Genomic DNA, 25,163 nt, shown 5'->3' on the forward strand with positions numbered 1-25,163 from the left:
TTTTGGTTTGAATTAAGACGATAGGAGAAGTACATGGCTCGCGTAAAACGTGGTGTGGTAGCACGTGCACGTCACAAGAAGATTTTAAAGCAGGCGAAAGGTTACTACGGTGCCCGTTCGCGCGTTTATCGTGTTGCATTCCAGGCAGTGATCAAGGCAGGCCAATACGCCTACCGTGACCGCCGTCAACGGAAGCGTCAATTCCGCCAACTGTGGATTGCACGTATTAACGCAGCTGCTCGTCAGAATGGCTTGTCTTACAGCCGTTTCATCAATGGTCTGAAAAAGGCTTCTGTTGAAATCGACCGTAAGATCTTGGCTGACATCGCAGTATTCGATAAAGTGGCATTCTCTGCACTGGTCGAAAAAGCGAAAGCAGCTCTGGCGTAAGTCAGAATTGAAGAGGGAGCTTGTCTCCCTCTTTTAATCTTTAGCTTCTAAGCAATAAGGTCATCGTTATGATGCATACCGTTACTTTTCGCTTCTTTTTTTACTTTAGCGCCTGATTTCAGGAGGCTTGCGCGTAAGAATAGAAACGAAAAATAACGCCAAAGCCTCCCATCGTGGAGGCTTTTTTATTTTTTACTCTACAGCACTATGGTGATGAGAGTGGGGGGTAGCTCTGATGGGATACCTTGCTGATTTTATGTAAAAGCGGGCCATACCGGCCAGAGGAAGAGAAAACAATGCCACATCTCGCAGAGCTGGTTGCCAAAGCTAAAGCAGCCATAGAAGATGCCCAAGATGTTGCCGCGTTGGATTTGGTGCGCGTCGAATATCTAGGCAAGAAAGGCCATTTGACCCTTCAGATGACATCGCTGCGTGAGTTGCCAGCGGAAGAGCGCCCAGCAGCTGGCGCAGTCATCAATCAGGCCAAACAGGAAGTACAAGAAGCACTCAATGCCCGCAAAGATACGCTGGAATCAGCGGTCATGAATGCCCGATTAGCAGCCGAAACCATTGATGTCTCTTTGCCGGGGCGTCGTATGGAGAATGGTGGGTTGCATCCGGTAACCCGGACCATTGATCGTATCGAAACTTTCTTTGGTGAGTTGGGCTTTTCTGTTGAGTCTGGCCCGGAAATCGAAGATGACTATCATAATTTCGATGCACTGAATATTCCGGCACATCACCCCGCTCGTGCTGATCATGACACTTTCTGGTTTGACGCGACTCGCCTGTTGCGTACGCAGACTTCAGGTGTGCAGATTCGTACCATGCAGGGCCAGCAGCCACCAATTCGGATTATCGTGCCGGGCCGTGTTTATCGTAACGATTACGACCAAACACACACACCGATGTTCCATCAGATGGAAGGGCTGATCGTTGATCGCGATATCAGCTTCACTAATTTGAAAGGCACCTTGCACGATTTCCTGCGTAATTTCTTCGAAGAAGATCTGCAAATTCGCTTCCGCCCCTCTTATTTCCCGTTTACCGAGCCATCTGCTGAAGTGGATGTCATGGGCAAAAATGGCAAATGGCTTGAAGTGCTGGGTTGCGGCATGGTGCACCCAAATGTATTACGAAACGTAGGTATTGATCCTGAGATCTATTCGGGCTTCGCATTTGGTATGGGGATGGAGCGCTTAACTATGCTTCGTTACGGTGTCACCGATCTGCGTGCTTTCTTCGAAAATGATCTGCGTTTCCTCAAACAGTTTAAGTAAGGCGGGAATATCTCATGAAATTCAGTGAACTTTGGTTACGCGAATGGGTAAACCCAGCCATTAGCAGTGATGAATTAGCCCATCAAATTACGATGGCCGGTTTAGAGGTTGATGGCGTAGAGTCAGTCGCTGGCGAGTTTAATGGCGTTGTTGTCGGCCATGTCGTGGAGTGTGGTCAGCATCCCAATGCAGATAAGTTGCGTGTGACCAAAATTGATGTGGGCGGCGAGCGCTTGCTGGACATCGTTTGTGGCGCACCGAACTGCCGTCAGGGCCTGAAAGTGGCGGTGGCGACTGTCGGTGCTGTTCTGCCGGGTGATTTCAAGATTAAAGCCGCTAAACTGCGTGGTGAGCCATCAGAAGGTATGCTGTGCTCTTTCTCTGAGTTGGCAATTTCAGACGATCACGACGGTATTATCGAGCTGCCTGCTGATGCTCCCATTGGTGTTGATGTGCGGGAATACCTACAGCTGAATGATAAAACCATTGAAATCAGCGTGACACCCAACCGCGCCGACTGTCTGGGCATTATCGGTGTCGCCCGTGATGTCGCAGTGGTTAACCAACTGCCATTAACTGAGCCGGATATGAGCCCAGTGGCCGCCTCTATCAGTGATACTTTCCCGATCCGCGTCGATGCGCCGCAAGCTTGCCCGCGCTATTTGGGCCGAGTGGTGAAGGACATTAATGTCAAAGCTGCCACTCCACTGTGGATGCGTGAGAAATTGCGTCGCTGCGGTATTCGCTCGATTGATCCAGTAGTGGACGTCACTAACTTCGTCTTGCTGGAGTTAGGTCAGCCCATGCATGCGTTTGATCTGGACCGCATTGAGGGCGGGATTGTTGTCCGTCTGGCGGCTGAAGACGAAGAGCTGACTCTCTTGGACGGTACAAAAGCCAAATTGAAGGCTGACACTTTGGTGATTGCCGACCAACAAAAGCCGCTGGCGATGGCGGGTATCTTTGGCGGTGAGCATTCTGGTGTTAATGAAGAGACCCGCAACGTGTTGCTGGAGTCTGCCTTCTTTAATCCATTGTCAATTACAGGCCGTGCGCGTCGTCATGGCTTGCATACCGATGCTTCTCATCGTTATGAACGTGGTGTTGACCCTGCGTTGCAGCATAAAGCAATTGAGCGCGCGACTCGTCTATTGATTGATATCTGTGGCGGTGAAGCTGGTCCAGTTATTGATGTGACGGCAACCGAAGCGTTGCCCAAACGCGCCACGATCACACTGCGCCGTGAGAAGCTGGACCGCTTAATCGGCCATCATGTGCCTTCTGAGCAAGTGAGTGACATTCTGCGCCGCCTAGGTTGTCAGGTGACGGAGCTTGGCGCTGACTGGCAGGCCGTCGCACCAAGCTGGCGTTTCGATATGGAGATCGAAGAAGATTTGGTGGAAGAAGTTGCCCGTATCTACGGCTATAACAATATTCCTGACGTGCCTGTCAAAGCTGATCTGGTGATGACCAAACACCGCGAAGCTGACTTACCCCTGAAGCGAGTAAAAACAGCATTAGTGGATCGCGGCTATCAAGAAGCAATTACTTACAGTTTTGTTGACCCAAAAGTGCAGGCACTGCTGCACCCGCAACAAGACGCGCTAATTTTGCCAAGTCCGATCTCTGTTGATATGTCTGCAATGCGTTTGTCATTGTTGACCGGTTTACTGTCAGCGGTGGTTTATAACCAGAATCGCCAACAATCTCGCTTACGTTTATTTGAAAGCGGTTTGCGCTTTGTCCCTGATGCAACAGCAGATCTTGGGGTTCGACAGGATGTCATGCTGGCTGGCGTCATCGCTGGGCATCGTTACGAAGAGCATTGGGATCTAGTGCGTCAGCCGATTGACTTCTATGATTTGAAGGGCGATCTGGAAGCAATTCTGGAGCTTACCGGCAAATTATCAGATGTTCAGTTCCGTGCTGAATCACATCCTGCACTGCATCCAGGGCAGAGCGCTGCAATTTATTTATCAGGGGAACACATTGGTTTCATTGGTGTAGTTCATCCTGAGCTGGAACGTAAGCTGGATCTGAATGGTCGAACTGTGGTGTTCGAAGTGCAATGGAACAAGCTCGCAGACCGCGCTGTGCCTCAAGCCAACGAGATTTCTCGCTTCCCGGCAAACCGTCGTGATATCGCTGTTGTGGTGGCTGAAAACGTTCCCGCAGAAGATATTTTGGCAGAGTGTAAGAAAGTTGGCGCAAATCAGGTAGTTGGCGTAAACTTGTTTGATGTGTACCGTGGCAAGGGCGTAGCAGAAGGTTATAAGAGTCTGGCTATTAGTCTGGTGTTGCAGGATACCGCCCGTACACTGGAAGAAGAGGAGATCGCCGCTACCGTTGCAAGATGTGTAGAGGCGTTAAAACAGCGATTCCAAGCATCCTTGAGGGATTGAACCTATGGCGCTTACTAAAGCTGAAATGTCAGAACATCTATTTGAAAAGCTAGGGCTTAGCAAACGAGATGCCAAAGATCTGGTCGAGTTATTCTTTGAGGAAGTACGTCGTGCTCTCGAGAATGGTGAACAGGTCAAACTGTCTGGCTTTGGCAATTTTGATCTGCGAGACAAGAACCAACGTCCGGGCCGTAATCCGAAGACGGGTGAGGACATCCCTATTACGGCGCGCCGTGTGGTGACTTTCCGTCCAGGGCAAAAGCTAAAAAGCCGAGTAGAGGGTGCCACTCCAAAAGAGTGAGTGTTTCTCGAAACAAAAGGCCGCGCAAGCGGCCTTTTTCTTGTCTGTAACGTGTTGAAATTCAGTGATGACCTGTCCTAAATACCCTAGAGCTTATTCGCTCTGGGCGGTACACTGTCCAGCAGCTCGATGCTGCCATCGTCATTCAACTGCTCCATATGAATATCAAACCCCCATAGTCGATGAATGTGTTTCATCACTTGTTGGCGGCTTTTATCCAGCGGTGCGCGGTCATGGGGAATATAGCGCAGGGTTAGGGAGCGGTCGCCGCGCAGATCCACGTTCCAGACCTGAATGTTTGGCTCATGATTACTCAGGTTGTATTGAGCGGATAACTCATTGCGGATGGCGCGATAGCCTTCTTCATTGTGGATAGCTGAAATCTCCAGATAACTGTTCTTGTCGTCATCCAGCACAGTGAAGAGGCGGAAGTCACGCATCACTTTCGGTGATAGGAACTGGCTGATAAAACTTTCGTCTTTAAAGTCGCGCATCGCGAAATGCAGTGTATCTAACCAATCTTTGCCAGCGATATCGGGGAACCAGTAGTAATCCTCCTCGGTAGGTGATTGGCAGATGCGCTTAATATCCTGAAACATGGCAAAACCCAGTGCGTAGGGGTTAATCCCATTGTAATAAGGGCTGTTATAGGGCGGTTGATAGACCACATTCGTGTGGCTGTGCAAAAACTCCATCATAAACCGATCGGTGACCTGACCCTCATCGTAGAGGTGGTTAAGAATGGTGTAGTGCCAGAATGTTGCCCAGCCCTCGTTCATCACTTGAGTCTGTTTTTGTGGGTAAAAATACTGGCTGACTTTGCGGACAATTCGCAGCACTTCCCGCTGCCATGACTCCAGCAGTGGCGCATTTTTTTCCATAAAATAGAGCAGATTTTCTTGCGGCTCACTGGGGTAGCGCTGAGCTTGCGCTTGAACTTCTCCTCGCTCCTTGCGCGGCAGAGTTTTCCACAATGAGTTGACCTGACTTTGCAGGTACTCTTCGCGACTTTTCTGGCGCGCTGTCTCTTCAATCAGCGAAATTTTTTGCGGGCGTTTATAACGATCGACCCCATAATTCATCAGTGCATGGCAAGAGTCGAGTAGTCGCTCAACTTCTTCTACACCATAGCGCTCCTCGCATTCACTGATGTAATGGCGAGCAAATAACAGATAATCCACAATGGAGCTGGCATCGGTCCAGGCACGGAATAAATAGTTGTTCTTAAAGAAAGAATTATGGCCGTAGCAGGCGTGTGCCATCACCAGCGCCTGCATGGTAATGGTATTTTCTTCCATGAGATAAGCGATACAAGGGTTGGAGTTAATCACAATCTCGTAGGCCAGCCCTTGTTGCCCGTGCTTATATTTTTGCTCGGTTTCGATAAATTTCTTACCGAAAGACCAATGGGTGTAGTTAATGGGCATGCCAATACTTGAATAGGCATCCATCATTTGTTCTGAGGTAATAACCTCGATTTGATGAGGGTAAGTCTCAAGCCGGTAATGTTTTGCTACCCGATCTATCTGGTCCAGATAGACCTGCAACAGTTCAAATGTCCAGTCCGGGCCGTCAGTCAGGCGCTTGTCTTGCGCGGTCTGTTTCGGTGTTGAAGTTGTCATTAGCGCATCCTCACGGTTTTATAACCCTGCAAAATACCGGTCACTTCAATAATCCTAGCTCAATATGAACAAATTGAGGCATGGCAAGACCTTATGTCAACATGGATTATTATTTACCAACGGAATGGATAAACTTAAATACATTTTTGGCGGATTATTATTCTGTTTATTGGTTACTTTTAAAGAATATAAATTCAATAAATATGGAATGCACAACATGCTAATTATTCATGCTGGTAATCGAGGCAAATAGGCGTTTTTTTAGCCTTTCTGGCGTATAACCGCCTAAAAATAGAATCTTATCGCTATTTTTACTAAGGCTATTGAACTCAAAAGTGATTGCAGAGTAAATTAATTGTGAATTAAGTCACAGCCTATAATTAATATGTTGGCTAGTTTTTTCTGCTAGGTTAATTTTCTGTCAACGGAATATTGTGCTTTTGGTGTCGTTTGGGAGGGTGGTATGCGCATTGTCATTTTAGGAAGTGGCGTTGTTGGTGTAGCCAGTGCTTGGTATCTCGCCAAAGATGGTCATGACGTGACCGTCATTGATCGTCAGGAGGGGCCAGCGCAGGAGACCAGTGCGGGAAATGCGGGGCAGATATCACCAGGATATGCCGCGCCTTGGGCCGCGCCCGGCGTGCCGCTTAAGGCGATAAAATGGATGTTCCAACGCCATGCGCCGCTAGCGATTCACCTTGATGGCAGCAGTTTCCAATTGCGCTGGATGTGGCAAATGCTACGAAACTGCGACACCTCCCACTACATGATCAACAAAAGCCGCATGGTACGGTTGGCAGAATATAGCCGTGATTGCTTAAAAGAGCTGCGGGAAGAGACCGGTATTCAGTATGAAGGGCGTCAGGGGGGACGTTGCAGTTGTTCCGTACCGAGCAGCAGTTTGACAATGCCGCCAAGGATATCGCGGTGTTGGATGATGCAGGCGTGCCTTATTCACTGTTAACGGCAGAACAACTGGCCACGGTAGAGCCAGCATTGGCGAAAGTGGCGCATAAGCTCACGGGCGGTTTACGTCTGCCCAATGATGAAACTGGCGACTGTAAGCTATTTACTGAGCGGCTAGCTAAAATGGCGGAGCAGGCCGGGGTCAAATTCCTGTTTAATCGTTCGGTTGATAAGCTGTTGGTGGACGGTGATCAAATCGCTGGCGTATTGTGTGGCGACGATATTATAACTGCTGATGCCTATGTGGTGGCGTTTGGCGCATACTCTACCGCTCTGCTGGCAGGGCTGGTCTCCATTCCGGTCTATCCGCTAAAAGGCTATTCACTGACCATTCCTATCACTGATCCCGCCTCGGCCCCAGTTTCTACAGTGTTGGATGAAACTTACAAAATTGCCATTACCCGTTTTGATGATCGCATTCGGGTGGGGGGCATGGCCGAGATTGTTGGCTTCAATACTCAACTGGCGCAAGCGCGACGTGAAACACTGGAGATGGTGGTCAAGGATCTCTATCCCCATGGCGGCAATATTAGTCAGGCCACCTTCTGGACGGGGCTGCGCCCGATGACGCCGGATGGCACGCCGATTATTGGTCGTACCTCGCTTAAGAACCTCTATTTGAACACGGGTCATGGCACCTTGGGCTGGACCATGGCCTGTGGCTCGGGTCAACTATTGGCTGATATTATGTATGGCCGCCGTCCTGCTATATTGGCTGATGATTTAGCGGTCGCGCGTTATAGCGCGGGGTTTCAGCCACTGAATTTTACGCCGTTGCATGATGTTCACCCTGTTCGCTAATGTTCACTTATCAATCATCGCCGATTAATCATCACCGCCATGCAGAGATCGACGGCTGGGCGGTGAGTCATTGAATACTTTCTGGAAGGAACAAGCATGCCTCGCCCGATAGCCGCTACGCTTCATTTATCCGCCTTGCGCCACAATTTGAGTCTGATTCGCCGCCACGTCGGCAGTGCAAATATCTGGTCAGTGGTGAAAGCCAATGCCTATGGTCATGGGCTGGCGCGTATTTGGCAGGGGCTGGATGCCACAGATGGTTTTGCGTTGCTGGACTTAAATGAGGCGATATTATTACGAGAACAGGGCTGGCAAGGGCCAATTTTGCTGCTTGAGGGCTTCTTTCAGCCGCAAGATCTGGCGCTGTTGGATCACTATCGGCTGACCACCACGGTGCACAGTGATTGGCAGCTTGAGGCGATTAATGCCGCACGGTTATCAGCGCCACTGAATATTTATTTGAAACTCAATAGCGGTATGAATCGTTTAGGTTTCCCTGTCGGGCAGGCAGACGCGGTATGGCAATGGGCAAACAGTCTGAGCAATGTCGGTGAGGTGACGCTAATGAGCCACTTCGCCAATGCAGATAATCATATTGGTGCGGGTGAACAATTTTCGCGCATTCAACAGGCTAGCGGGCATATTCCGGCGGCGCGCTGCTTTGCCAACTCGGCCGCCATTTTACGCAATCCAGAGACGCACTACGATTGGGTGCGACCTGGGATTATTCTTTACGGCGCGTCTCCCAGCGGGGATATCGCCGATATCGCCGGGATTGGCTTGCGCCCGGTGATGCAGTTACAGAGTGAAATTATTGCAATTCAGGCGTTATCAGCCGGCCATCAGGTGGGCTATGGCAGCCGCTACAGTGCCAGTGGTTCGCAGCGGATTGGCGTAGTGGCCTGTGGCTATGCCGATGGCTACCCGCGATTAGCCCCGAGTGGTACGCCAATCAGGGTGGATGGCGTCTTGACGCAGACGGTGGGGGCGATTTCGATGGATATGCTCACGGTGGATTTAACGCCATGCCCGCAGGCGCAGGTTGGCAGCCAAGTTGAGATTTGGGGCGAAACTCTCCCCATCGATAATGTGGCGGCGGCAGCAGGAACAGTAGGGTATGAGCTGATGTGCGCACTGGCGGCCAGAGTGCCGGTGAGTGTTTGCCCTTAAGGCGGTTGTCATCACGGCTCGCGTTTGTTACTCGCGGGCCTCTACCATCTCCACCCCCTACGACCTCTACCACCTCACTTCCACTCTAAACCCGCCACTCTCCCCATGATCGAATCGGGTTGTCATGCCATGCAGTACGGCGATGCGCTGCACAATAGACAGCCCCAAACCGCTGCCGGTTTTTTCTTGTCCGGGCGGGCGGAAGAAGCGCTCGCCGATGCGCTGTAGAGATTCGGGGCTGATGCCAGAGCCATTGTCTTCGACACTAAAAGCGTGTGCCTCTAAGGTGATTTTTACTGAACTGCCGCGCGGACTGTAGCGAATGGCATTATCTAGCAGGTTTCGCACCAGTAGCGCCAGCAGTAAGGGCTGAGCGCGGCGCGGTGGCGGGGTTTGGCGAATCTCCAGCATCAGCTCCACGCCATTGGCGCGCGCTTTGTGGTAGTTATCCATGACGGCTGTTTGCAATAGGTCATGTAGGGCTACCTCTTGCACATCATCCAGACCAGAGAGTGAATCCAGTCGTGACAGGGTCAGCAGTTGATCGACCAAACGCGTGGCGCGGTCGATACCTTCCGTCAGGTTGGATAGCGCATGTTCGCGCATTTCAGGATCGTCTTGCGCGAGTTGGGCCACCTCGGTCTGGACTTTCAGCGCCGCCAAAGGGCTGCGCAATTCATGGGCGGCATCCGCAGTAAAGCGGCGCTCTCGCACCAGCATATCGCCAGTGCGGGCAAACAGGCTGTTGAGTGCTTCCACCAAGGGCTTCACTTCACTCGGGATTGAGGTCAGCGGCAGGGGCGTTTCATCCTCCGGCTGGCGTTGATGCAGGCGTTTTGCCAGCCGCTTTAGCGGTGCCAGTTCGCGGGTCACCAGCCAGATCAACAGCAGCACCATGATAGGGAGCGCCACCACCCAAGGTAAAAGCTGGGCTTTGACAATATCAATCGCCATATCGTGACGATAATCCCACTCTTGTCCCACCACCACACGATATTTGCCATCCGGTGTGGTGAGCCACACCAAGCGCCACAGATCTTTGTCACCTTGCAGGGTGCCGTTGCTAAAGCCGTCTTGCTGGTAGTGATATTGCAAGTCAGGGCCATTATCCCCGTCATTCAGCACCATTTTTCCATCAGTAGTAAAAATGGCGAAGGCGAGGGCATCGTCATCCAAGTCTCCCCGGCTATGACGGACTATTTTTTTGCTGCGCGGCAGTTGTAGTGTTTTGACTGTGAGGTCGCTGATATTCAGTGCGGTAAGGCGCTTGGCAAACAGCATTTGTTGAGTATCGAATAGCTCATCCACATTTTTGCGGGTTTGATGCAAGGCTAGCAGGCTGGCACAGACCCAAGTGATCGCGATAAGGAGAATGAAGCCTAAAATCAGCCTGAGTCTGAGGCTGTGTGTCAGTCGTCTCATGCTATTTCTCCCAATGTATAACCGATCCCATGGACGGTGCGGATAAAATGGCTGCCAAATTTTTTACGCAGATGGTGAATATGCACTTCTATCGCGTTGCTAGAGACCTCATCGTCCCAGTTATAAATTTTCTCTTCAATCAATGAGCGAGGCAATACGCGGCCTTCGTTGCGTAATAGCAACTCAAGCAGCGCAAACTCCTTCGGCTTCAAATAGAGTGGCTCGCCCTGATGGGTCACGCTCAGGTTGATAGGATCGAGTGAAATCGAGCCGTGGGTTAAAACTGTTTGGGCCTGCCCATAGCGGCGGCGGATCAGTGCTTGTAGGCGAGCGACAACTTCAATTAAGGCGAAAGGTTTGCACAGGTAGTCATCCGCGCCCTGTTGTAGCCCGGCGACGCGCTCCTGTAGGGCATCGCGCGCGGTGAGGATCAACACCGGTTCATCATGACCGTTTCGCCGCCACGTGCGCAAAATATCCAAGCCGTCCATGCCCGGCAGGCTGAGATCGAGCACCACGGCGTCATAGGGGGCTGAGGCTAATGCGCTCAGTCCTTGCTGGCCGTCAGTAAACCAGTCCACGCTAAATCCCATTTTGATCAAACCGGCTTTGATACCGTCACCAATCAGTTTGTCATCCTCAATGAGTAATATCCGCATGGGGTTGCTCTCTTATCCGTGTTGTAGGGGGGTATCTCACTCTTTGGCAAGGACGTTGTACAGCGATAAACCGTGTTAATCCAGTGCTGAGGGCAGTTTTGAAAAAAATAAGGCGTTAACGCGGCGGCTTAAGATTCTGTTAAGAACTCTTTGGTGTAATGCCTCCCGAAGAGCAAAACAGTCCCTGTTAATGCTGAACTAAATCCAATAAAAAGAGAGAGAAAATCATGAAAAAAGCAGCCGCGTTATTTGCCATCCTTGCCGTGTGCAGTGCCCCTGTCCTTGCTCAAAACGGCGGTTTTGTTGACCCCAATGCACCCGCAGTTCAAACCGCACCTACTCAAGCCAACGGGGGTTTTAATGGCCCGAGTGTCGGGGCCGTGACTGTCGATAAAGCTAAAACCATGGGCGACGACACTTGGGTTACACTGCGTGGCAACATTGAGCAGCGCATCGGTGGGGATCACTACATCTTCCGTGATGCTACGGGCACCCTCAATGTCGATATCGATCATCGGCGCTGGAACGGCCAGACCATTACCCCGAAAGACAGTGTTGAGTTGCAGGGGAAGATTGATAAAGATTGGAACTCGGTTGAACTGGATGTCAAACAGATAACAAAAATCCAGTAATTGAGGTTGCGACGAAAAAAGATATTAAGGTGATTCCCCCGCACGGGTGTTGATCGTGCGGGGGAGCGCTGCGGCGGTTAGTTAATTTTTTGCAAAGTACCGCGAACATGTTTACTGGCGCGCCGCGCCTGCCATGCCAGCAGACAGCCTGCCAGCATCACGATAGCGAGTGATAATTTAGGCGCTATCGGCAATGCCATTGCCAGCAGGCCCAACCCTGCACCGCCCGCCATCTGAACAAAGCCTACCAATGCAGAGGCGACCCCCGCCTCATTAGCGTAAGGCTCCAGCGCATAGCTGGTAGCTGGCCCCATCATAAAGGCGAGACCGGCACAGGCACTGGCGACAGGTAACATATAGACCAGCCAGTGAGATTGTGTTTCTGCCGATAATTGCGTCAGGCCAAACAGTAGCCCTAAACACCCCAGTGCCATCAGCAAACTACCGACCATTAAGCAGGTAGGGCGGCCCACTTTTTGGATAATCCGATTGGCAAAAAAGCTGACGGCCATGATCCAAAAGCCGTTAGCGCCAAAGGCCAATGAGAATTGCAGCGGGCTAAGTCCGGCTCCCACCATCAACACATTGGGGGCCAGTGAAACATAGGTTAATGCCATGCCCATCGCACCCGCATTCACCAGAGAGAATTTCAGAAAACGGTCATCGCGTAAAATGCGCAAATAGTTCTTTATCGGCAAGCCGTTTGAGGGCTGGGTATCGGCCGGGCGAGTTTCCGGCAGGAAGCAAATAATGAGGATTAAGACCAGTAATCCGTACAGCGCCAGGAACCAGAAGGGCGCGCGCCAGCCAAAGGCTTCCGCCAATAAGCCACCCAGTAGCGGGGCCAATGCCGGGACAATATTTAGTGTGCCATTCAGGAAGCCGAAAGCACGGGCGGCCTCATTACCGTTAAGGCGGTCACGGACACCACTGAATGCCACCACTGCCGTGCAGCAGACTGCCACGCCTTGTAGCAGACGGGAACTGACGAACATCAGAGGGCTGACCGCCAGTGCGGCCATGGCTGCACCCAGCATGTAGAGGATGATGCCGATGATGGCGATCGGTTTGCGGCCATATTTATCAACCAATGGTCCAGCAATGAGCTGACCGATACCCAGCACCAATATAAACAGGGCAATGGTGGATTGGATCAGGGACTCGCTACTGTTCAACCCCTTGGCAATCGCCGGGATGGTGGGTAAGTAGAGGTCGATGCCCAAGGGGCCAAGTAAAATCAGGCTTAACAGCAGGAAAAGAAATTTTTGCATAACAACAAAACAACATCCAGATGACAAAGGCAGCAAGGATAGATAATTTGCTGACAAATGAAAAGGTTGGGTATCACCAACTTAACCGCAGTGACAACGTCACTTGTTGGGACTTTGAGTTCAGTGAATAGGGTACTACAACTAATAATTTATCTCTTGTTATTCATCAGCTAACTCGTTGTCCGGTGCTCCAACCAGTGTTCTAGCTTGATGGCGGGCAGTGCCTCAGAGAACAGGAAGCCCTGACCAATCTGATAACCTTGTCGGCTTAATAAGGTGCGCTGGGCTTCATTTTCTACCCCTTCGACAATCACCGACAACTGTAAGCTCTCACCAATGCGTATCACCGCTTCACTGAGGGTGCGACTGGTCTCGTCATATTCAAGATCATGCACAAAACTCTTATCCAGCTTTATTTCATCAAGATCCAATCGGCGCAGATAACTCAGGCTGGAGTAGCCCGTGCCGAAATCATCCATTGATAAGCGCACGCCCAGCCGATGAATTTTTTCTATGGTGGCGAAAATAGCCGGATTATTTTCAATTAAAATATCTTCGGTGATCTCAAGTGTCAGATCCTGTGGCGGTAGGTGGTGATGCTGCAAAATATGGAGAATCATCTCCGGCAGACCCGGATTATGGAAGTTGGTGGGGGATAAATTCACAGAAACTGAGGGGATATCAATCCCCCGCAAGCGCCAGTCAGCTAACTGTTGGCAGGCGGTTTCAATCGCCCATAGGGCCAGTTCATTGATCAGACCACACTCTTCGGCGATGGGGATAAAGCGCTGCGGCGGGATACTCCCCAATATCGGGTGATTCCAGCGGCTAAGTGCTTCCACGCCATACAGATGCCCATCTTTAAGCATCACTTGGGGTTGATAAAATAGCTCAAGCGAACCGATATGAAATGCATGGCGCAGGGCATCTTCCATATCTTGGCGTTGTTGATTGAGATTATTCATTTCTGCGCTGAAGAAGTTGAAATGCCCGCGCCCCATATTTTTCGCTTTATGCAGGGCGATATCGGCATGATTCATCAGCGTATCCATATCCAGACCATTTTCTGGATACAAACTGATCCCGATACTGGCGGAGGGAATAATATTGACGTTGGTTATCTGGCAGGGCTGAGACAGCAGGCTGAGTATCTTCTCCACCTTTACCGTGGCTTGTTGTAGGGTGCAAGGTGCCAAAATAATAATAAACTCATCGCCAGACAGGCGACCAATCAGATCACTTTTGGCGAGGTCGTTGCGCAGGCGTTGGGCAATCGAAGAGAGCAGTTCATCGCCAGCCGCATGACCGAGTGAGTCATTAACTTGTTTGAAGCGATCCAGATTAATCACTAACAGGGCGAGTGTGTGGCCCATTTCAGTGGCTAACGCGATGGCTTGCTTGGCATAAACCTGAAAATGGCTACGATTGGGCAGGCCGGTCAGGGAATCATAAAAGGCTAAATGCTGAATCTGTTTGCGTGATTGTTCGCGCTCCATTGCCAAAGAGCACAAACTGGCAATGAGCTTCACCAATTGGCAGTGAAACTCACTGGGGCCACGTACCTCTTTGTAGTAAAAAGCAAATGTCCCCAGAATCTGCCCCTGACTGGAGAGAATCGGTGTTGACCAGCACGCCCGCAGCCCATGGGGCAGGATCAGATGACGATAGTTTTCCCACAGCGGATCAGTCGCAATATCCTGCACTTCCACCGGCTCTTTACGAAATGCGGCCGTCCCGCATGAACCCGCGATCGGGCCAATGGGGACACAGGAGAGCGCAGCGGTATAGATTAAAGGCAGGCTAGGGGCGGCGAGGTGGCTAAGGTAATTCTGCCCACTGGCCTGCAAAATGCTGGCGGTGACCTCGGGGGCAATGCGCTCCACTTCACGGCACAGCAAGGACATCACCTCATCAAGCGGGCGCTCTCGCACCAGCGCTTCCAAAACACGATATTGCAACACTTCATACATTTTGGTCAGGGTGATATCAGTAAGGACGCCGATGCTATAACTCGGTTTACCCTGTTCATCCACCAGTGAGTTAATGACGGCGGAACACCAGTGCGGCTGGTGATCTTTACTGTAGAAAAGCTCCTGCGGTAGCAGTTGCTGGCGGGGCTCGGTTGAGGTCGCATCCATCGCCGTGAGCTGAAAATGGTGCTCACTCTGGAGCAAGTCAACCATGTTTTGCCCTATTGCTTGCTCTGGGGTGTAACCGAAAAGTTTAGTAAAGCCTTGATTGATATAGACAGCCTGTTGCCCCAGATCACTATTGGCCGCGATAAACATAGCGCTGTCACTGCGATCCGTTAATTGCGTTAGGAGCTGCACCCACTCTTGAGTGGCTTTTTGATCCTCAATCAAAAAAGTGATGTCTTTGGCGATTTTCACCATGTGAGTCACTGAGCCATCTGGACCGGGAACGGGCTGATAGATCGCCGCCAACCAAACTGTTGACCCATCTTTATGCAGCCGCTCAAAACGACCTTCCAGTGACTCCCCCGCCAGTAAACATATTTTAAGCGTCTGATACTCTTCGCTGGTGGCGTAATTGGGGTGGCAAAACATTAAGTGATGCTGACCAATGACTTCATCACGCTGGTAGCCAAAATAATCAAGATAGTTTTGATTAACCGCGATAATACGGCTGGAGAGATCAAACTCAATAATGGCTAATGAGTTATCCAGTGCGGTTAATAACGCGCTATTTTCATTGTATTCAGACTGCGTGGCTTCCTGCAATGCTGCTGTTTTTTTGGCCTTCATGGTGAATTCCTATGCGAAAGAAGCGCTTGGCAGTCAATTACTTAAATAAAATCACCTTTGTAACCCTCATGAAATAACACCATTCTTGAATAAAAAATATAGGATAAATGATAAATATTGAGTGCAAATTAATAATGAAAACATTAAAGATACGACAGTCTTATTTATTCTGGATCTGCCACAATACACAGATTGCGGACAAGATTTGCCATTAAGTTTAGTCGATATTCCGGTAGGTAAATGAGGTATTTAATGCTGGCACGTGACAGCCATCGTTCTATTTTTCGTCAAGCCAGAGGGCGGAACAAATCCTATTTCTGTTGGCAGGGAGAAGCCATTACCCGACGAATAAGAGTCGGGTAATGGCGGGGAGGGCGAAGATTATGAGTGACTCTCCATTGAACCGAAACGACCACTGTTAAAATCAGCAATAGCTTCGTTTATCTGTTGCTGCGTGTTCATCACAAAGGGGCCGTAACCGATGATAGGCTCATCAATAGGCTCACCACTGAGTAACAGCAGCAGGGCATCATTATTGGCCTCAATAGTCACATTGCTGCCCGCCGCGTCCAGCAGCACCATCTCGGCATCACGGGCAATCGCATCACCATTCACCAGCACGCTACCTCGCAGCACGATTAAGGCGGTATTCCAGCCAACTGGCAGGGAGAACTCCGCACTTTTTCCTTGATTCAACCGGATATCCCAAACATTCAGTGGTGAGAAGGTATGTGCAGGGCCGTGTTCCTCTGTGTAATCGCCGGCGATCACGCGCAGGCTACCGGCATCGTCAGGTAGCGCGACCTGAGGAATATTTTCACTGCGAATAGCTTGATAGCCCGGCGCAGTCATTTTGTCTTTTGCGGGCAAGTTGACCCACAGTTGCACCATTTCGAAGGCTCCGCCCCGTTGAGCGAAAGTCTCGGCATGAAACTCCTCATGCAGAATACCGCCACCGGCAGTCATCCACTGGACATCACCGGGGCCGATAATGCCGCCTTTACCGGTTGAATCACGATGCTCAACCTCCCCGTGATAGACGATAGTGACGGTTTCAAAACCGCGATGCGGATGCTGCCCAACACCACGGCGATGAGAGGTTGGCGTGAAATCCGCTGGCCCGGCATAGTCGAGCAGCAGGAAAGGGCTAAGCTGTTTGCCGTGGCTCTGATATGAGAACAGAGAGCGCACAGGGAAACCATCACCCACCCAATGTTGGCGTGGCGCACGATAGATACCTTGGACTTTTTTCATCTTAATCTCCTGACAGCGTCGTTTTACTTCAGCATTAATATTTTTATACCGACGTTAATGCGGTATAGCAGCGTTGAGATACAACATCCCGGCTGCAAGTGGGATAAAGTATATATTTGGGATAATGTAAGCACTAGGTAGCAGAACTAAGCATCAGTGTTCTATTATTGGAACAATGATAATAATAACGGCAGGATAACAGCGAGGCAGGTATGCAAGATCTCAATGATCTCTACTATTACGCCGAGGTGGTGGAGCACGGGGGATTCAGTGCTGCGGCGCGGGTGCTGGGCTTGCCAAAATCAAAGCTAAGTCGGCGATTAGCCCTGCTGGAGGAGCGATTAGGCGTGCGGCTGATTCAGCGCTCAACGCGACGCTTTGCGGTGACGGACGTCGGGCGCACCTATTACGAACATTGCAAGGCGATGCTGGAAGAGGCGCGGGCCGCTCAGGAGTCCATCGAGTTAACTCGAGCGGAGCCACGTGGCGTGGTGCGTATCACCTGCCCGGTGGCGCTGTTGCAGACCACCGTCAGCACGATGTTGGCGGATTTTATGGCCAGTTGTCCCTTGGTGACGATTCACCTTGAATCGACCAATCGGCAGGTGGATTTGGTCGCGGAAGCCATCGATATCGCCATTCGCGTGCGGCCACCGCCCTTGCAGGACAGTGATCTGGTGCTGAAGGTGTTGGGGAATCGTTGTCAGTGTTTGGTGGCCAGCCCTGAATTGATTGCGCAGCAAGGCGCGGTTACTGTTCCCGCCGATCTCAGTGGCTGGCCGAGCCTTGGATTAGGGCAGCCGCAGCAAGAGTTTATCTGGCGTTTAGACGGGCCAGAGGGAGCACATGCCGCCATTTATCATCAGCCACGACTGGTCACGGCAGACATGACCACACTGCGCAGTGCGGCACAATGTGGTGTCGGGGTGGTGCAACTTCCCGTGATGATGGTGGCAGATCAATTGGCGCAGGGGGAGTTAGTGCGGCTATTACCGGCGTGGTCGCTGCGCCATGAGATTATTCATGCGGTCTTTCCATCACGGCGCGGTCTGCTGCCCTCGGTGCGCAGTGTGTTGGACTATCTGGCACTGCGTTTTAGCCAACTGGATGATCGATAACGGTTTCATGTTTATAGCGGATCAGTGTTTGTAACGGATGAATGTTTGTAACGGATCAATGTTTATGGCGATGATGAGAATCAGGAAAGTGGGGATGCGAGTGTGTCATCGGCCGATGTTGATGGCGATGCTTATGGGGCACACCGGTGACAATGGGGAAGTCATGTGAATGGTGGTGATGCTCGTCATGGATATGCGTGTGTTCGTGTTCCAACTCATCATGAAGATGTTGATGCTCATGCTGTTCCGTCAGATGCAGCCAAATGCCGATCGCCATCAACACGCCCGCCATGATCAGCGGAAACGTGACGGTGTCACCCATAACCACCGCTAATGCCGCCCCTAAAAAGGGTGCGATGGAGAAATAAGCGCCAGTGCGCGCCGTCCCGAGATGGCGCAAGCCAATCACAAACAGCGCCAAACTCACACCATAAGCAAAGAATCCGACCAGCAGAGCACCTGCTAAATTGGCCAGCGGCGGTAAAGTCGCGCCGAGCATAAAAGCCAGACTGAGATTGACCGCACCCGCCACCAGCCCTTTGACGGAGGCAATCCATGTGGCATCCGTCAGCGATACTTTGCGGGTCAGATTATTATCAATGCCCCATGCGAAGCACGCGGCCAGAATTGCCAGAGTGGGCCACACGCCAGCAAAACGTGCCTCACCCGGCCAGCTTAAAATGGCCGCGCCCGCCACAATGACAACCATGCCCAGCGCAATACGGCGGTCAAAATTCTCTTTGAAAGCGAACCATGCCAGCAGGGCGGTAAATACCCCTTCGGCATTGAGCAATAATGATGCGCCAGAGGCCGGCATACCAGTGAGGCCCATCATCAGCAGAACTGGGGCTACCACGCCACCCGCCGTAATCGCCCCGACAAACCACCACAATTCATGACGCGGCAGGCGGACAGCAGGGGCGCGAGTGACCAGCCGATAGAGCGCCAAACCCACCCCTGAGCCGAAGTAGAGTAAACCCGCCAGCAGCCAAGGGCTGACGGTATTGAGCAACTGTTTTGCCAGTGGGGTGCCTGCACCAAATAGCACCGCAGCGGTTAATGCTGCCAAAACCCCCGGCTGCCGTAGTCCATCATGCCATTTCATGGGTTGACTCTGAGAATATCGAGAAGCGCTAATTTTAGCGCAAGAAAAAGCCGGAAAACTATTTCTGCATCAAAAATTCTTAATCAGAAAAGAGTCGCCGGCCATTTTAGGATTAATTATCAACGGTCTGCTTATGGAACAACTCACGGAAGACCGGGTAGATATCTTCAGGTTCCCGGATATGTTGCATGGCGAAATTCTCAAATTTTGCCTGTAAATCTTCATATTCACGCCACAATGTTTGGTGAGCGCGGCGGGTAATCTCAATGTAGCTGTAGTAACGCACCACCGGCAGAATTTTTTTCGCCAGCAACTCATGACACAGCGGTGAGTCATCTGCCCAGTTATCGCCATCAGAGGCTTGGGCGGCATAGATATTCCACTGTGCGGGGTCGTAGCGCTCCTGAACCACTTCATCCATCAGTTTCAGTGCGCTGGAGACGATCGTCCCCCCGGTCTCTTGCGAGTAGAAGAACTCTTGCTCATCCACCTCTTTGGCTTGCGTATGGTGGCGGATATAGACCACATCGACGTTTTTATAGGTTCGGCTCAGGAACAGATAGAGCAGGATGTAAAAGCGCTTTGCCATGTCCTTAGTGGCCTGATCCATCGAACCTGACACGTCCATTAGGCAGAACATCACCGCCTGACTGGAAGGCTCAGGCCGTTTTTCATAGTTTTTATAGCGTAAATCGAAAGTATCAATAAAAGGCACACGGGCGATTTTTTGCTTTAATTCGGCAATGGCTTTACGGACGCGCTCCTCTTCCAGCAATTGCGCCGGTTCAGAGTTTTCCAGCACGCTTAGGGTCTCTTCCAGCTCACGTAGCTCACGGCGCTTACTGGCTGTCATGGCGGTACGCCGAGCCAGCGAGTTTTGCAGCGAGCGAACCACACTGATATTGGCTGGCACGCCATTTGAGGTGTAACCCGCGCGGTGAGTCTTAAATTCTGTTAGCTGCTTATACTGATTCTTCTTCAGGTTGGGCAGGGCGAGATCTTCAAACAGCAAGTCAAGGTACTCATCTTTGGAGATCTGAAAGACAAATTCATCTTCGCCTTCGCCGTCCTGACCGGCATTCCCCTGACCACTTCCGCTGCCACCACCACCACCTTGCGGGCGTTCGACGCGATCATTGGTGACAAAATGGTCATTGCCGGGATGTACCCTGTGACGTAAACCGCCTCGGCCCTGATGGAACATTGGCTCATTGATGTCATCAATAGGGATTGAGACTGACTCACCACTCTCAATATCAGTAACCGACCTTTTGTTGATGGCATCGGAAATCGACTGTTTAATTTGCGACTTATAGCGGCGCAAAAAGCGCTGGCGATTCACCATGCTTTTGTTTTTGCCGTTAAGTCGTCTGTCAATAAAGTAGCCCATATATCCCCCAAACGACTCTGCCATCCCCTGCATCTTTCCACATTGTGGCAGTGTTGGCTGCCTTCACTCGCCCCAGTCACTTAGTGGACTAAGCTCCCGGAGCCTCGCTTAGTTGCCGCCTTGCCACAACGGGAAAGCTATTGGGGCCATCCCCTGCATCTTTCCCCGTTGTGGGGGTGTTAGTCACCTTGCCACAACGGGAAAGCTATTGGGTCTTTACCCACTATGCGCGGTAAATTGATGATCGGGTTATGACGATTTTCTGACCCGCAGATACCATTCACACAGCAAGCGAACCTGCTTGCGGGTATAACCTTTCTCCATCATCCGATCGACAAAGTCATCATGTTTTTTCTGCTCATCCGTTGAGGTCTTGGCATTAAAGGAGATCACCGGCAGTAACTCTTCGGTGTTAGAGAACATCTTCTTCTCAATCACCGTGCGTAGCTTCTCGTAACTGGTCCAGTTTGGATTGCGGCCACTGTTGTTGGCTCTGGCGCGCAACACGAAGTTGACTATCTCATTACGGAAATCTTTCGGGTTACTGATACCCGCAGGTTTTTCAATTTTCTCCAGTTCAGCATTCAGTGATTCACGGTCAAATAGCTGCCCGGTGTCTGGATCACGATACTCCTGATCCTGAATCCAGAAATCGGCATAGATAACATAGCGGTCAAAAATATTCTGGCCGTACTCAGAGTAGGACTCCAAATAGGCGGTCTGGATCTCTTTACCAATAAACTCGGCGTATTTTGGGATCAGATAGCCTTTCAGGTGCTCGAGATATTTCTCCGCCACATCTTGCTGGAACTGCTCACGCTCGATCTGTTGCTCCAGTACATAGAAGAGGTGAACTGGGTTGGCAGCCACTTCAGCATGATCAAAGTTAAACACACGAGACAGAATTTTAAAGGCAAAACGGGTAGAGAGTCCGTTCATCCCTTCGTCTACCCCCGCGTAGTCCCGATACTCCTGATAAGACTTGGCTTTCGGGTCGGTATCTTTCAGACTTTCACCGTCATACACCCGCATTTTGGAGTAAATACTGGAGTTTTCTGGCTCTTTCATTCTGGAGAGAATTGAGAAGCGGGCCAGTGTTTCCAAAGTGCCAGGGGCGCATGGCGCGTGGGTTAACTCACTGTGATTCAACAGCTTGTCGTAGATTTTGATCTCTTCTGATACACGCAAGCAATACGGAACCTTGACGATATAAACACGGTCAAGGAATGCCTCATTATTTTTGTTATTACGGAAGGTGACCCACTCTGACTCATTTGAGTGCGCAAGAATAATGCCGCTGAATGGTAGGGCCGATATTCCCTCCGTACCGTTGTAGTTTCCTTCTTGAGTCGCGGTAAGCAGTGGATGCAGCACCTTAATCGGCGCTTTGAACATCTCGACGAACTCCATGATCCCTTGGTTAGCGCGGCACAAAGCGCCGGAGTAACCATAAGCATCAGGGTCGTTTTGAGCATGATTCTCCAACTTCCGGATATCAACTTTACCGACCAGCGCAGAGATATCCTGATTATTTTCATCACCGGGTTCTGTTTTCGCGATCGCAATCTGTTCAAGAATCGACGGCCAGACTTTAATCACTTTGAACTTAGTGATGTCACCGCCAAAGTCGTGCAGACGTTTTGCCGCCCACGGCGACATTATGGTGCCGAGGTAACGGCTAGGAATGTTGTACTCTTTGGCCAGAATCGCCGCGTCTTCCTGCGGGTTAAATAAACAGAGCGGGTGGTCATTGACTGGGCTGCGCTCGCCATTGGCACTTAAAATATAGATAGGCACCCGCTGCATTAGGGCTTTCAGGCGCTCAGCCAGTGATGACTTACCCCCACCGACGGGGCCAAGTAAATAGAGGATTTGTTTCTTCTCTTCCAGCCCTTGAGCGGCGTGTTTGAGATAGGAAACAATCTGTTCTATGGCCTCTTCCATGCCATAAAACTCTTCAAAAGCAGGGTAACGCGCGATAACTCGGTTAGAAAATAGCCGAGACATGCGGGACTCAAGCGCGGTATCGACCATGACTGGCTCACCGATAGCCATCAACAGACGCTCAGCCGCATTGGCATAGGCACTGCGATCTTGCTGACAGATGGTGAGAAACTCCTGCAGTGTGAACTCTTCGTCCTTGGCCGCCTCATAGCGTTGGCGATAGTGATCAAATATGTTCATAGCGATGCCCGTCCTGTTTGAATGGTTGGGAACATAAAATAGTAGTAGTGCTTTATTGGGTTAAAATTTTGAAACTACTACCTTATTGTTATGGTCGCGTCTCCTCTAAAGGTCAAGTAAGCTCTAACCGCCGATTTGCCACCTATAGAACAATAAATAACCATTATTCGGTAATTAAAGCTATTTTTTATTTCATTGTCAGTGTTTTATATATGATTAGTTGCACTTATCTATTTGAATATCTCGTTATTTTATTGTATTCAAATCTGCGTAAATTTTTAGGTTTTCAGTTTGACAGTTATTGATGATAATTTGTACAGATGAGTTTGGGTATCGGGCTAATTTGTGTAAATATTTCGCCAGTGCAAACCAATTGATTTACACTAAGTTAACTCACTATTTTGTTGCTAAAGGGATTTCATCCGTGAAAAAGAGTTTTATAAAAACGAAACAAATTAAAACGCTGGCTGCATTGGCCGTGGCTACGGCTGTCTGTATGCCGACAGCAATGGCGGGAACCTGGTCTCTGGGGGCTTCCGCATTAGTCAGTCCAGATCCGTATCGTGGCAAAAATGACCGCGTCTATCCAGTCCCGATCATCTCTTACGAGAGTGATAACTTCTACTTCCGCACCTTGGCGGCGGGTTATTATTTGTGGAAGGATGACAGCAATCGCCTGTCAATTGATGCCTATTATCTCCCGCTGCATTTTAAACCGGGTGACAGTGATGATCACCAGATGCAGCAGTTGGACAAACGTCGCAGTACCATGATGGCAGGGATGTCATATTCTCATATTGAGGATTGGGGTACGTTGCGTGCGATGTTCTCGGGTGATGTGCTGGATAACAGCGGCGGCTTTATCGGTGATCTCGCCTATCTTTACCGCTATAGCGTTGATAGCTGGACTCTGACGCCCGGCGTGGGTGTGAGCTGGAACAGCGGCGATCAAAATAGCTACTACTATGGCGTCAGCAGCAGAGAGTCTGCCCGTAGTGGTTTGGCGCAATACAACCCGAGCGATAGCTGGGCACCGTATCTGGAATTATCCGCTAACTACAACATCAATCCTAATTGGAATGCTTTCTTTACTGGCCGTTATATTCGTTTAGCGAATGAAGTAAAAAATAGCCCAATGGTCGATGCCTCATATAGTGGCGTGTTATGGACTGGCGTGACCTATACCTTCCGCTAATTTATCGCACACGATAGATGAGCAATAAAAAATGGGGCATAACGCCCCATTTTTGTGTCTGTCAGTGAATGTCTCTGGTCAGCTAATCATATAGTTATCAGGCATTTTTGCGGCTGCGGATGGTCATGGCGAGACGCGCAGGTGCATCAGTGGTCGCAACCAAAGGCTTATTCACGCGCGCTGTCTCCACGCAAACCATCGTTTTATAGCCATCATTTGGCATATCAGTCATGCTGCTAGAGAGCTCAGCACCGGGATTCCAAGCCACTACATCACTTTGGTGATGATGATGCACTTCAATGGTGCGTTTCAGCGCGGCATCTTTAATCAGGCTGTAAGCTTCTGGCTGTGTGTAGATGCGGTCAGTTTGCCCATCAAACACCAAATCACCTTGCTGTTTCGCATCGGCAATTTTCAGTACTTTATCGAGATATGTCTCACCCAATCCGCTGATCTTAATCTGGCTGATGTCGCCAATCTGGAAGTAGGTATGTAATGCCGCGACCGCTTGGTAATCACCGTGTGATTCCAACTCCATTTCACACTCATCACCCAGCTTAAAGCGGGCGATCAAAGTGAATGGATGTGGCCAGAATTTACGTGAAGCATCACTGTCTTCCAGAGTGAAGGTCAAAATCACCCCATTTTCATTCTCATCATGGGCACTGAGAGTCCATGGCAGGAGACGTGCAAAGCCGTGTGATGGCTGTGCAGATGGGCCAAACCATGGCCAGCAAATTGGCACGCCACCACGAATAGCGACACCCTCTTGAAATGGTGTGTTATTGCTCAACCAAATGACAGGCTGTTCACCACTCGGTTGATAGGCCAATAAGTGTGCGCCCTGCAAGCTCACTGCCGCACGCACTTTTGGATGGGAAACCACCACGATCGGTAATTCATCCAACTGGCGCTGGCTGATGTAAGGGGAAATTTGTTCAACAACAGGTAGGGTGAATACTTTCTCGTTCATTCGTTTGGCCTTATCGGAAAGGGAGCTTGAGATTCATTGAACTTCAGTCTTTCGATAATATCACAGGCTTTAAATCTTGCAGCAAGCGCAGGGGGGTGTTGTGGTGAATCATTGATATTGCGCAATTTAATTCCCTGCGTTCTTGAAGCCGCAGGGTTGTTAGCTGCACTCACTACTCGGCCCATCCATGGGCCTCGCCTCTGCGAGGCCGCTGCAAGCAGCGTTCAAATCTGCTCCCGACAGATTTGTCACTCGAATCACTT

The 25,163-nt window shown here is 50.5% G+C and carries 19 protein-coding genes, 1 pseudogene and 1 other annotated feature; of the genes and pseudogenes, 10 read left to right on the plus strand and 10 right to left on the minus strand.

The features are described from left to right. Window positions 1–33: 33 nt before the first annotated feature. The 5 genes from rplT (at window position 34) to ihfA (ending at window position 4,373) form a co-directional block, all read left to right on the plus strand. Window positions 34–390: a 50S ribosomal protein L20 gene (rplT, locus tag HRD69_RS14820; RefSeq protein WP_004713019.1), complete on the plus strand. Its 357-nt coding sequence runs from the start codon at window positions 34–36 to the stop codon at window positions 388–390. A 67-nt stretch (window positions 391–457) separates the two neighbouring features. After that, window positions 458–580: a sequence feature (Phe leader region), on the plus strand. Beyond that, entirely contained in the window at window positions 462–506 is a 45-nt protein-coding gene (pheM, locus tag HRD69_RS20845; RefSeq protein ID WP_353739714.1) for a pheST operon leader peptide PheM, read from the plus strand. Its footprint overlaps the feature before it by 45 nt. A gap of 106 nt (window positions 581–686) precedes the next feature. Then, window positions 687–1,670 (plus strand): phenylalanine--tRNA ligase subunit alpha, encoded by a 984-nt coding sequence (gene pheS, locus HRD69_RS14830; RefSeq protein WP_004875240.1) that lies wholly within the window; start codon window positions 687–689, stop codon window positions 1,668–1,670. A gap of 14 nt (window positions 1,671–1,684) precedes the next feature. Continuing rightward, complete coding sequence (gene pheT, locus HRD69_RS14835) at window positions 1,685–4,072, plus strand: phenylalanine--tRNA ligase subunit beta (protein ID WP_004875239.1); 2,388 nt, start codon at window positions 1,685–1,687, stop codon at window positions 4,070–4,072. A gap of 4 nt (window positions 4,073–4,076) precedes the next feature. Continuing rightward, window positions 4,077–4,373 (plus strand): integration host factor subunit alpha, encoded by a 297-nt coding sequence (gene ihfA, locus HRD69_RS14840; RefSeq protein WP_004875238.1) that lies wholly within the window; start codon window positions 4,077–4,079, stop codon window positions 4,371–4,373. Between the two features lie 86 nt (window positions 4,374–4,459). Here the strand turns inward: ihfA and HRD69_RS14845 are convergent, their stop codons facing one another. Further along, on the minus strand, window positions 4,460–5,995 hold the full coding sequence (locus HRD69_RS14845; protein ID WP_050537699.1) for a SpoVR family protein: 1,536 nt from the start codon (window positions 5,993–5,995) through the stop codon (window positions 4,460–4,462). Between the two features lie 463 nt (window positions 5,996–6,458). Here HRD69_RS14845 and HRD69_RS14850 point away from each other — a divergent pair. Both HRD69_RS14850 and dadX read left to right on the plus strand, forming a co-directional pair. Further along, a pseudogene (locus HRD69_RS14850) lies at window positions 6,459–7,762 on the plus strand (D-amino acid dehydrogenase). A 96-nt stretch (window positions 7,763–7,858) separates the two neighbouring features. After that, window positions 7,859–8,932: a catabolic alanine racemase DadX gene (dadX, locus tag HRD69_RS14855; protein WP_004875234.1), complete on the plus strand. Its 1,074-nt coding sequence runs from the start codon at window positions 7,859–7,861 to the stop codon at window positions 8,930–8,932. Window positions 8,933–8,998: 66 nt separating this feature from the next. On the opposite strand, the gene qseC is transcribed toward dadX, so the two are convergent. Together qseC and qseB are read right to left on the minus strand one after the other, a co-directional pair. Beyond that, window positions 8,999–10,354, minus strand: a complete 1,356-nt coding sequence (gene qseC, locus HRD69_RS14860; protein WP_032814432.1) for a quorum sensing histidine kinase QseC — start codon at window positions 10,352–10,354, stop codon at window positions 8,999–9,001. Continuing rightward, window positions 10,351–11,013, minus strand: a complete 663-nt coding sequence (gene qseB / locus HRD69_RS14865) for a quorum sensing response regulator transcription factor QseB (RefSeq protein WP_004875232.1) — start codon at window positions 11,011–11,013, stop codon at window positions 10,351–10,353. The genes qseC and qseB overlap by 4 nt, the downstream gene beginning before the upstream one ends. Window positions 11,014–11,240: 227 nt before the next feature. On the opposite strand from qseB, the gene HRD69_RS14870 reads away from it, so the two are divergent. After that, window positions 11,241–11,645 (plus strand): YgiW/YdeI family stress tolerance OB fold protein, encoded by a 405-nt coding sequence (locus HRD69_RS14870; RefSeq protein ID WP_004875231.1) that lies wholly within the window; start codon window positions 11,241–11,243, stop codon window positions 11,643–11,645. A 77-nt stretch (window positions 11,646–11,722) separates the two neighbouring features. On the opposite strand, the gene HRD69_RS14875 is transcribed toward HRD69_RS14870, so the two are convergent. The 3 genes from HRD69_RS14875 to HRD69_RS14885 all read right to left on the minus strand — a co-directional run bounded on the left by HRD69_RS14875 (window position 11,723) and on the right by HRD69_RS14885 (window position 16,935). Then, window positions 11,723–12,916 carry a multidrug effflux MFS transporter gene (locus HRD69_RS14875; protein ID WP_004875230.1) on the minus strand — a complete coding sequence of 398 codons (1,194 nt, stop codon included), beginning with the start codon at window positions 12,914–12,916 and terminating at the stop codon, window positions 11,723–11,725. 170 nt (window positions 12,917–13,086) lie between these two features. Beyond that, window positions 13,087–15,681: a sensor domain-containing protein gene (locus tag HRD69_RS14880; RefSeq protein ID WP_004875229.1), complete on the minus strand. Its 2,595-nt coding sequence runs from the start codon at window positions 15,679–15,681 to the stop codon at window positions 13,087–13,089. Between the two features lie 381 nt (window positions 15,682–16,062). Beyond that, window positions 16,063–16,935: a pirin family protein gene (locus tag HRD69_RS14885; RefSeq protein WP_004875227.1), complete on the minus strand. Its 873-nt coding sequence runs from the start codon at window positions 16,933–16,935 to the stop codon at window positions 16,063–16,065. Window positions 16,936–17,147: 212 nt separating this feature from the next. Between HRD69_RS14885 and HRD69_RS14890 the strand changes: the two genes are divergently transcribed. After that, a complete protein-coding gene (locus HRD69_RS14890) occupies window positions 17,148–18,053 on the plus strand; it encodes a LysR family transcriptional regulator (RefSeq protein ID WP_004875226.1) in 906 nt (301 codons plus the stop codon). Between the two features lie 55 nt (window positions 18,054–18,108). Here HRD69_RS14890 and HRD69_RS14895 read toward each other — a convergent pair whose 3' ends face one another. From HRD69_RS14895 to yeaG, 3 genes are all read right to left on the minus strand, one after another. Then, a complete protein-coding gene (locus HRD69_RS14895) occupies window positions 18,109–19,158 on the minus strand; it encodes a DMT family transporter (protein WP_004875225.1) in 1,050 nt (349 codons plus the stop codon). A gap of 112 nt (window positions 19,159–19,270) precedes the next feature. After that, entirely contained in the window at window positions 19,271–20,548 is a 1,278-nt protein-coding gene (locus HRD69_RS14900) for a YeaH/YhbH family protein (RefSeq protein WP_032814474.1), read from the minus strand. 249 nt (window positions 20,549–20,797) lie between these two features. Then, window positions 20,798–22,732, minus strand: coding sequence for a protein kinase YeaG (gene yeaG / locus HRD69_RS14905; RefSeq protein ID WP_004875223.1), 1,935 nt, complete (start codon window positions 22,730–22,732; stop codon window positions 20,798–20,800). A gap of 424 nt (window positions 22,733–23,156) precedes the next feature. Here yeaG and HRD69_RS14910 point away from each other — a divergent pair, with 424 nt between their 5' ends. Continuing rightward, window positions 23,157–23,927: a MipA/OmpV family protein gene (locus tag HRD69_RS14910; RefSeq protein ID WP_032814429.1), complete on the plus strand. Its 771-nt coding sequence runs from the start codon at window positions 23,157–23,159 to the stop codon at window positions 23,925–23,927. A 97-nt stretch (window positions 23,928–24,024) separates the two neighbouring features. Here HRD69_RS14910 and HRD69_RS14915 read toward each other — a convergent pair whose 3' ends face one another. After that, window positions 24,025–24,900, minus strand: a complete 876-nt coding sequence (locus tag HRD69_RS14915; protein ID WP_004875221.1) for a D-hexose-6-phosphate mutarotase — start codon at window positions 24,898–24,900, stop codon at window positions 24,025–24,027. Window positions 24,901–25,163 lie beyond the last annotated feature (263 nt).

This window comes from Yersinia mollaretii ATCC 43969, assembly GCF_013282725.1.
Classification (GTDB): domain Bacteria; phylum Pseudomonadota; class Gammaproteobacteria; order Enterobacterales; family Enterobacteriaceae; genus Yersinia; species Yersinia mollaretii.

Bases quoted from the DNA above. Each gene is read 5' to 3' on its own strand.
- dadX (WP_004875234.1), top strand. From the start codon at position 7,859: ATGCCTCGCCCGATAGCCGCTACGCTTCATTTATCCGCCTTGCGCCAC.
- HRD69_RS14870 (WP_004875231.1), top strand. From the start codon at position 11,241: ATGAAAAAAGCAGCCGCGTTATTTGCCATCCTTGCCGTGTGCAGTGCC.
- pheT (WP_004875239.1), top strand. From the start codon at position 1,685: ATGAAATTCAGTGAACTTTGGTTACGCGAATGGGTAAACCCAGCCATT.
- rplT (WP_004713019.1), top strand. From the start codon at position 34: ATGGCTCGCGTAAAACGTGGTGTGGTAGCACGTGCACGTCACAAGAAG.
- HRD69_RS14880 (WP_004875229.1), bottom strand. From the start codon at position 15,681: ATGAAGGCCAAAAAAACAGCAGCATTGCAGGAAGCCACGCAGTCTGAA.
- HRD69_RS14885 (WP_004875227.1), bottom strand. From the start codon at position 16,935: ATGAAAAAAGTCCAAGGTATCTATCGTGCGCCACGCCAACATTGGGTG.
- HRD69_RS14900 (WP_032814474.1), bottom strand. From the start codon at position 20,548: ATGGGCTACTTTATTGACAGACGACTTAACGGCAAAAACAAAAGCATG.
- yeaG (WP_004875223.1), bottom strand. From the start codon at position 22,732: ATGAACATATTTGATCACTATCGCCAACGCTATGAGGCGGCCAAGGAC.
- qseB (WP_004875232.1), bottom strand. From the start codon at position 11,013: ATGCGGATATTACTCATTGAGGATGACAAACTGATTGGTGACGGTATC.
- HRD69_RS14875 (WP_004875230.1), bottom strand. From the start codon at position 12,916: ATGCAAAAATTTCTTTTCCTGCTGTTAAGCCTGATTTTACTTGGCCCC.
- pheS (WP_004875240.1), top strand. From the start codon at position 687: ATGCCACATCTCGCAGAGCTGGTTGCCAAAGCTAAAGCAGCCATAGAA.
- HRD69_RS14895 (WP_004875225.1), bottom strand. From the start codon at position 19,158: ATGAAATGGCATGATGGACTACGGCAGCCGGGGGTTTTGGCAGCATTA.
- HRD69_RS14890 (WP_004875226.1), top strand. From the start codon at position 17,148: ATGCAAGATCTCAATGATCTCTACTATTACGCCGAGGTGGTGGAGCAC.
- HRD69_RS14915 (WP_004875221.1), bottom strand. From the start codon at position 24,900: ATGAACGAGAAAGTATTCACCCTACCTGTTGTTGAACAAATTTCCCCT.
- HRD69_RS14845 (WP_050537699.1), bottom strand. From the start codon at position 5,995: ATGACAACTTCAACACCGAAACAGACCGCGCAAGACAAGCGCCTGACT.
- ihfA (WP_004875238.1), top strand. From the start codon at position 4,077: ATGGCGCTTACTAAAGCTGAAATGTCAGAACATCTATTTGAAAAGCTA.
- qseC (WP_032814432.1), bottom strand. From the start codon at position 10,354: ATGAGACGACTGACACACAGCCTCAGACTCAGGCTGATTTTAGGCTTC.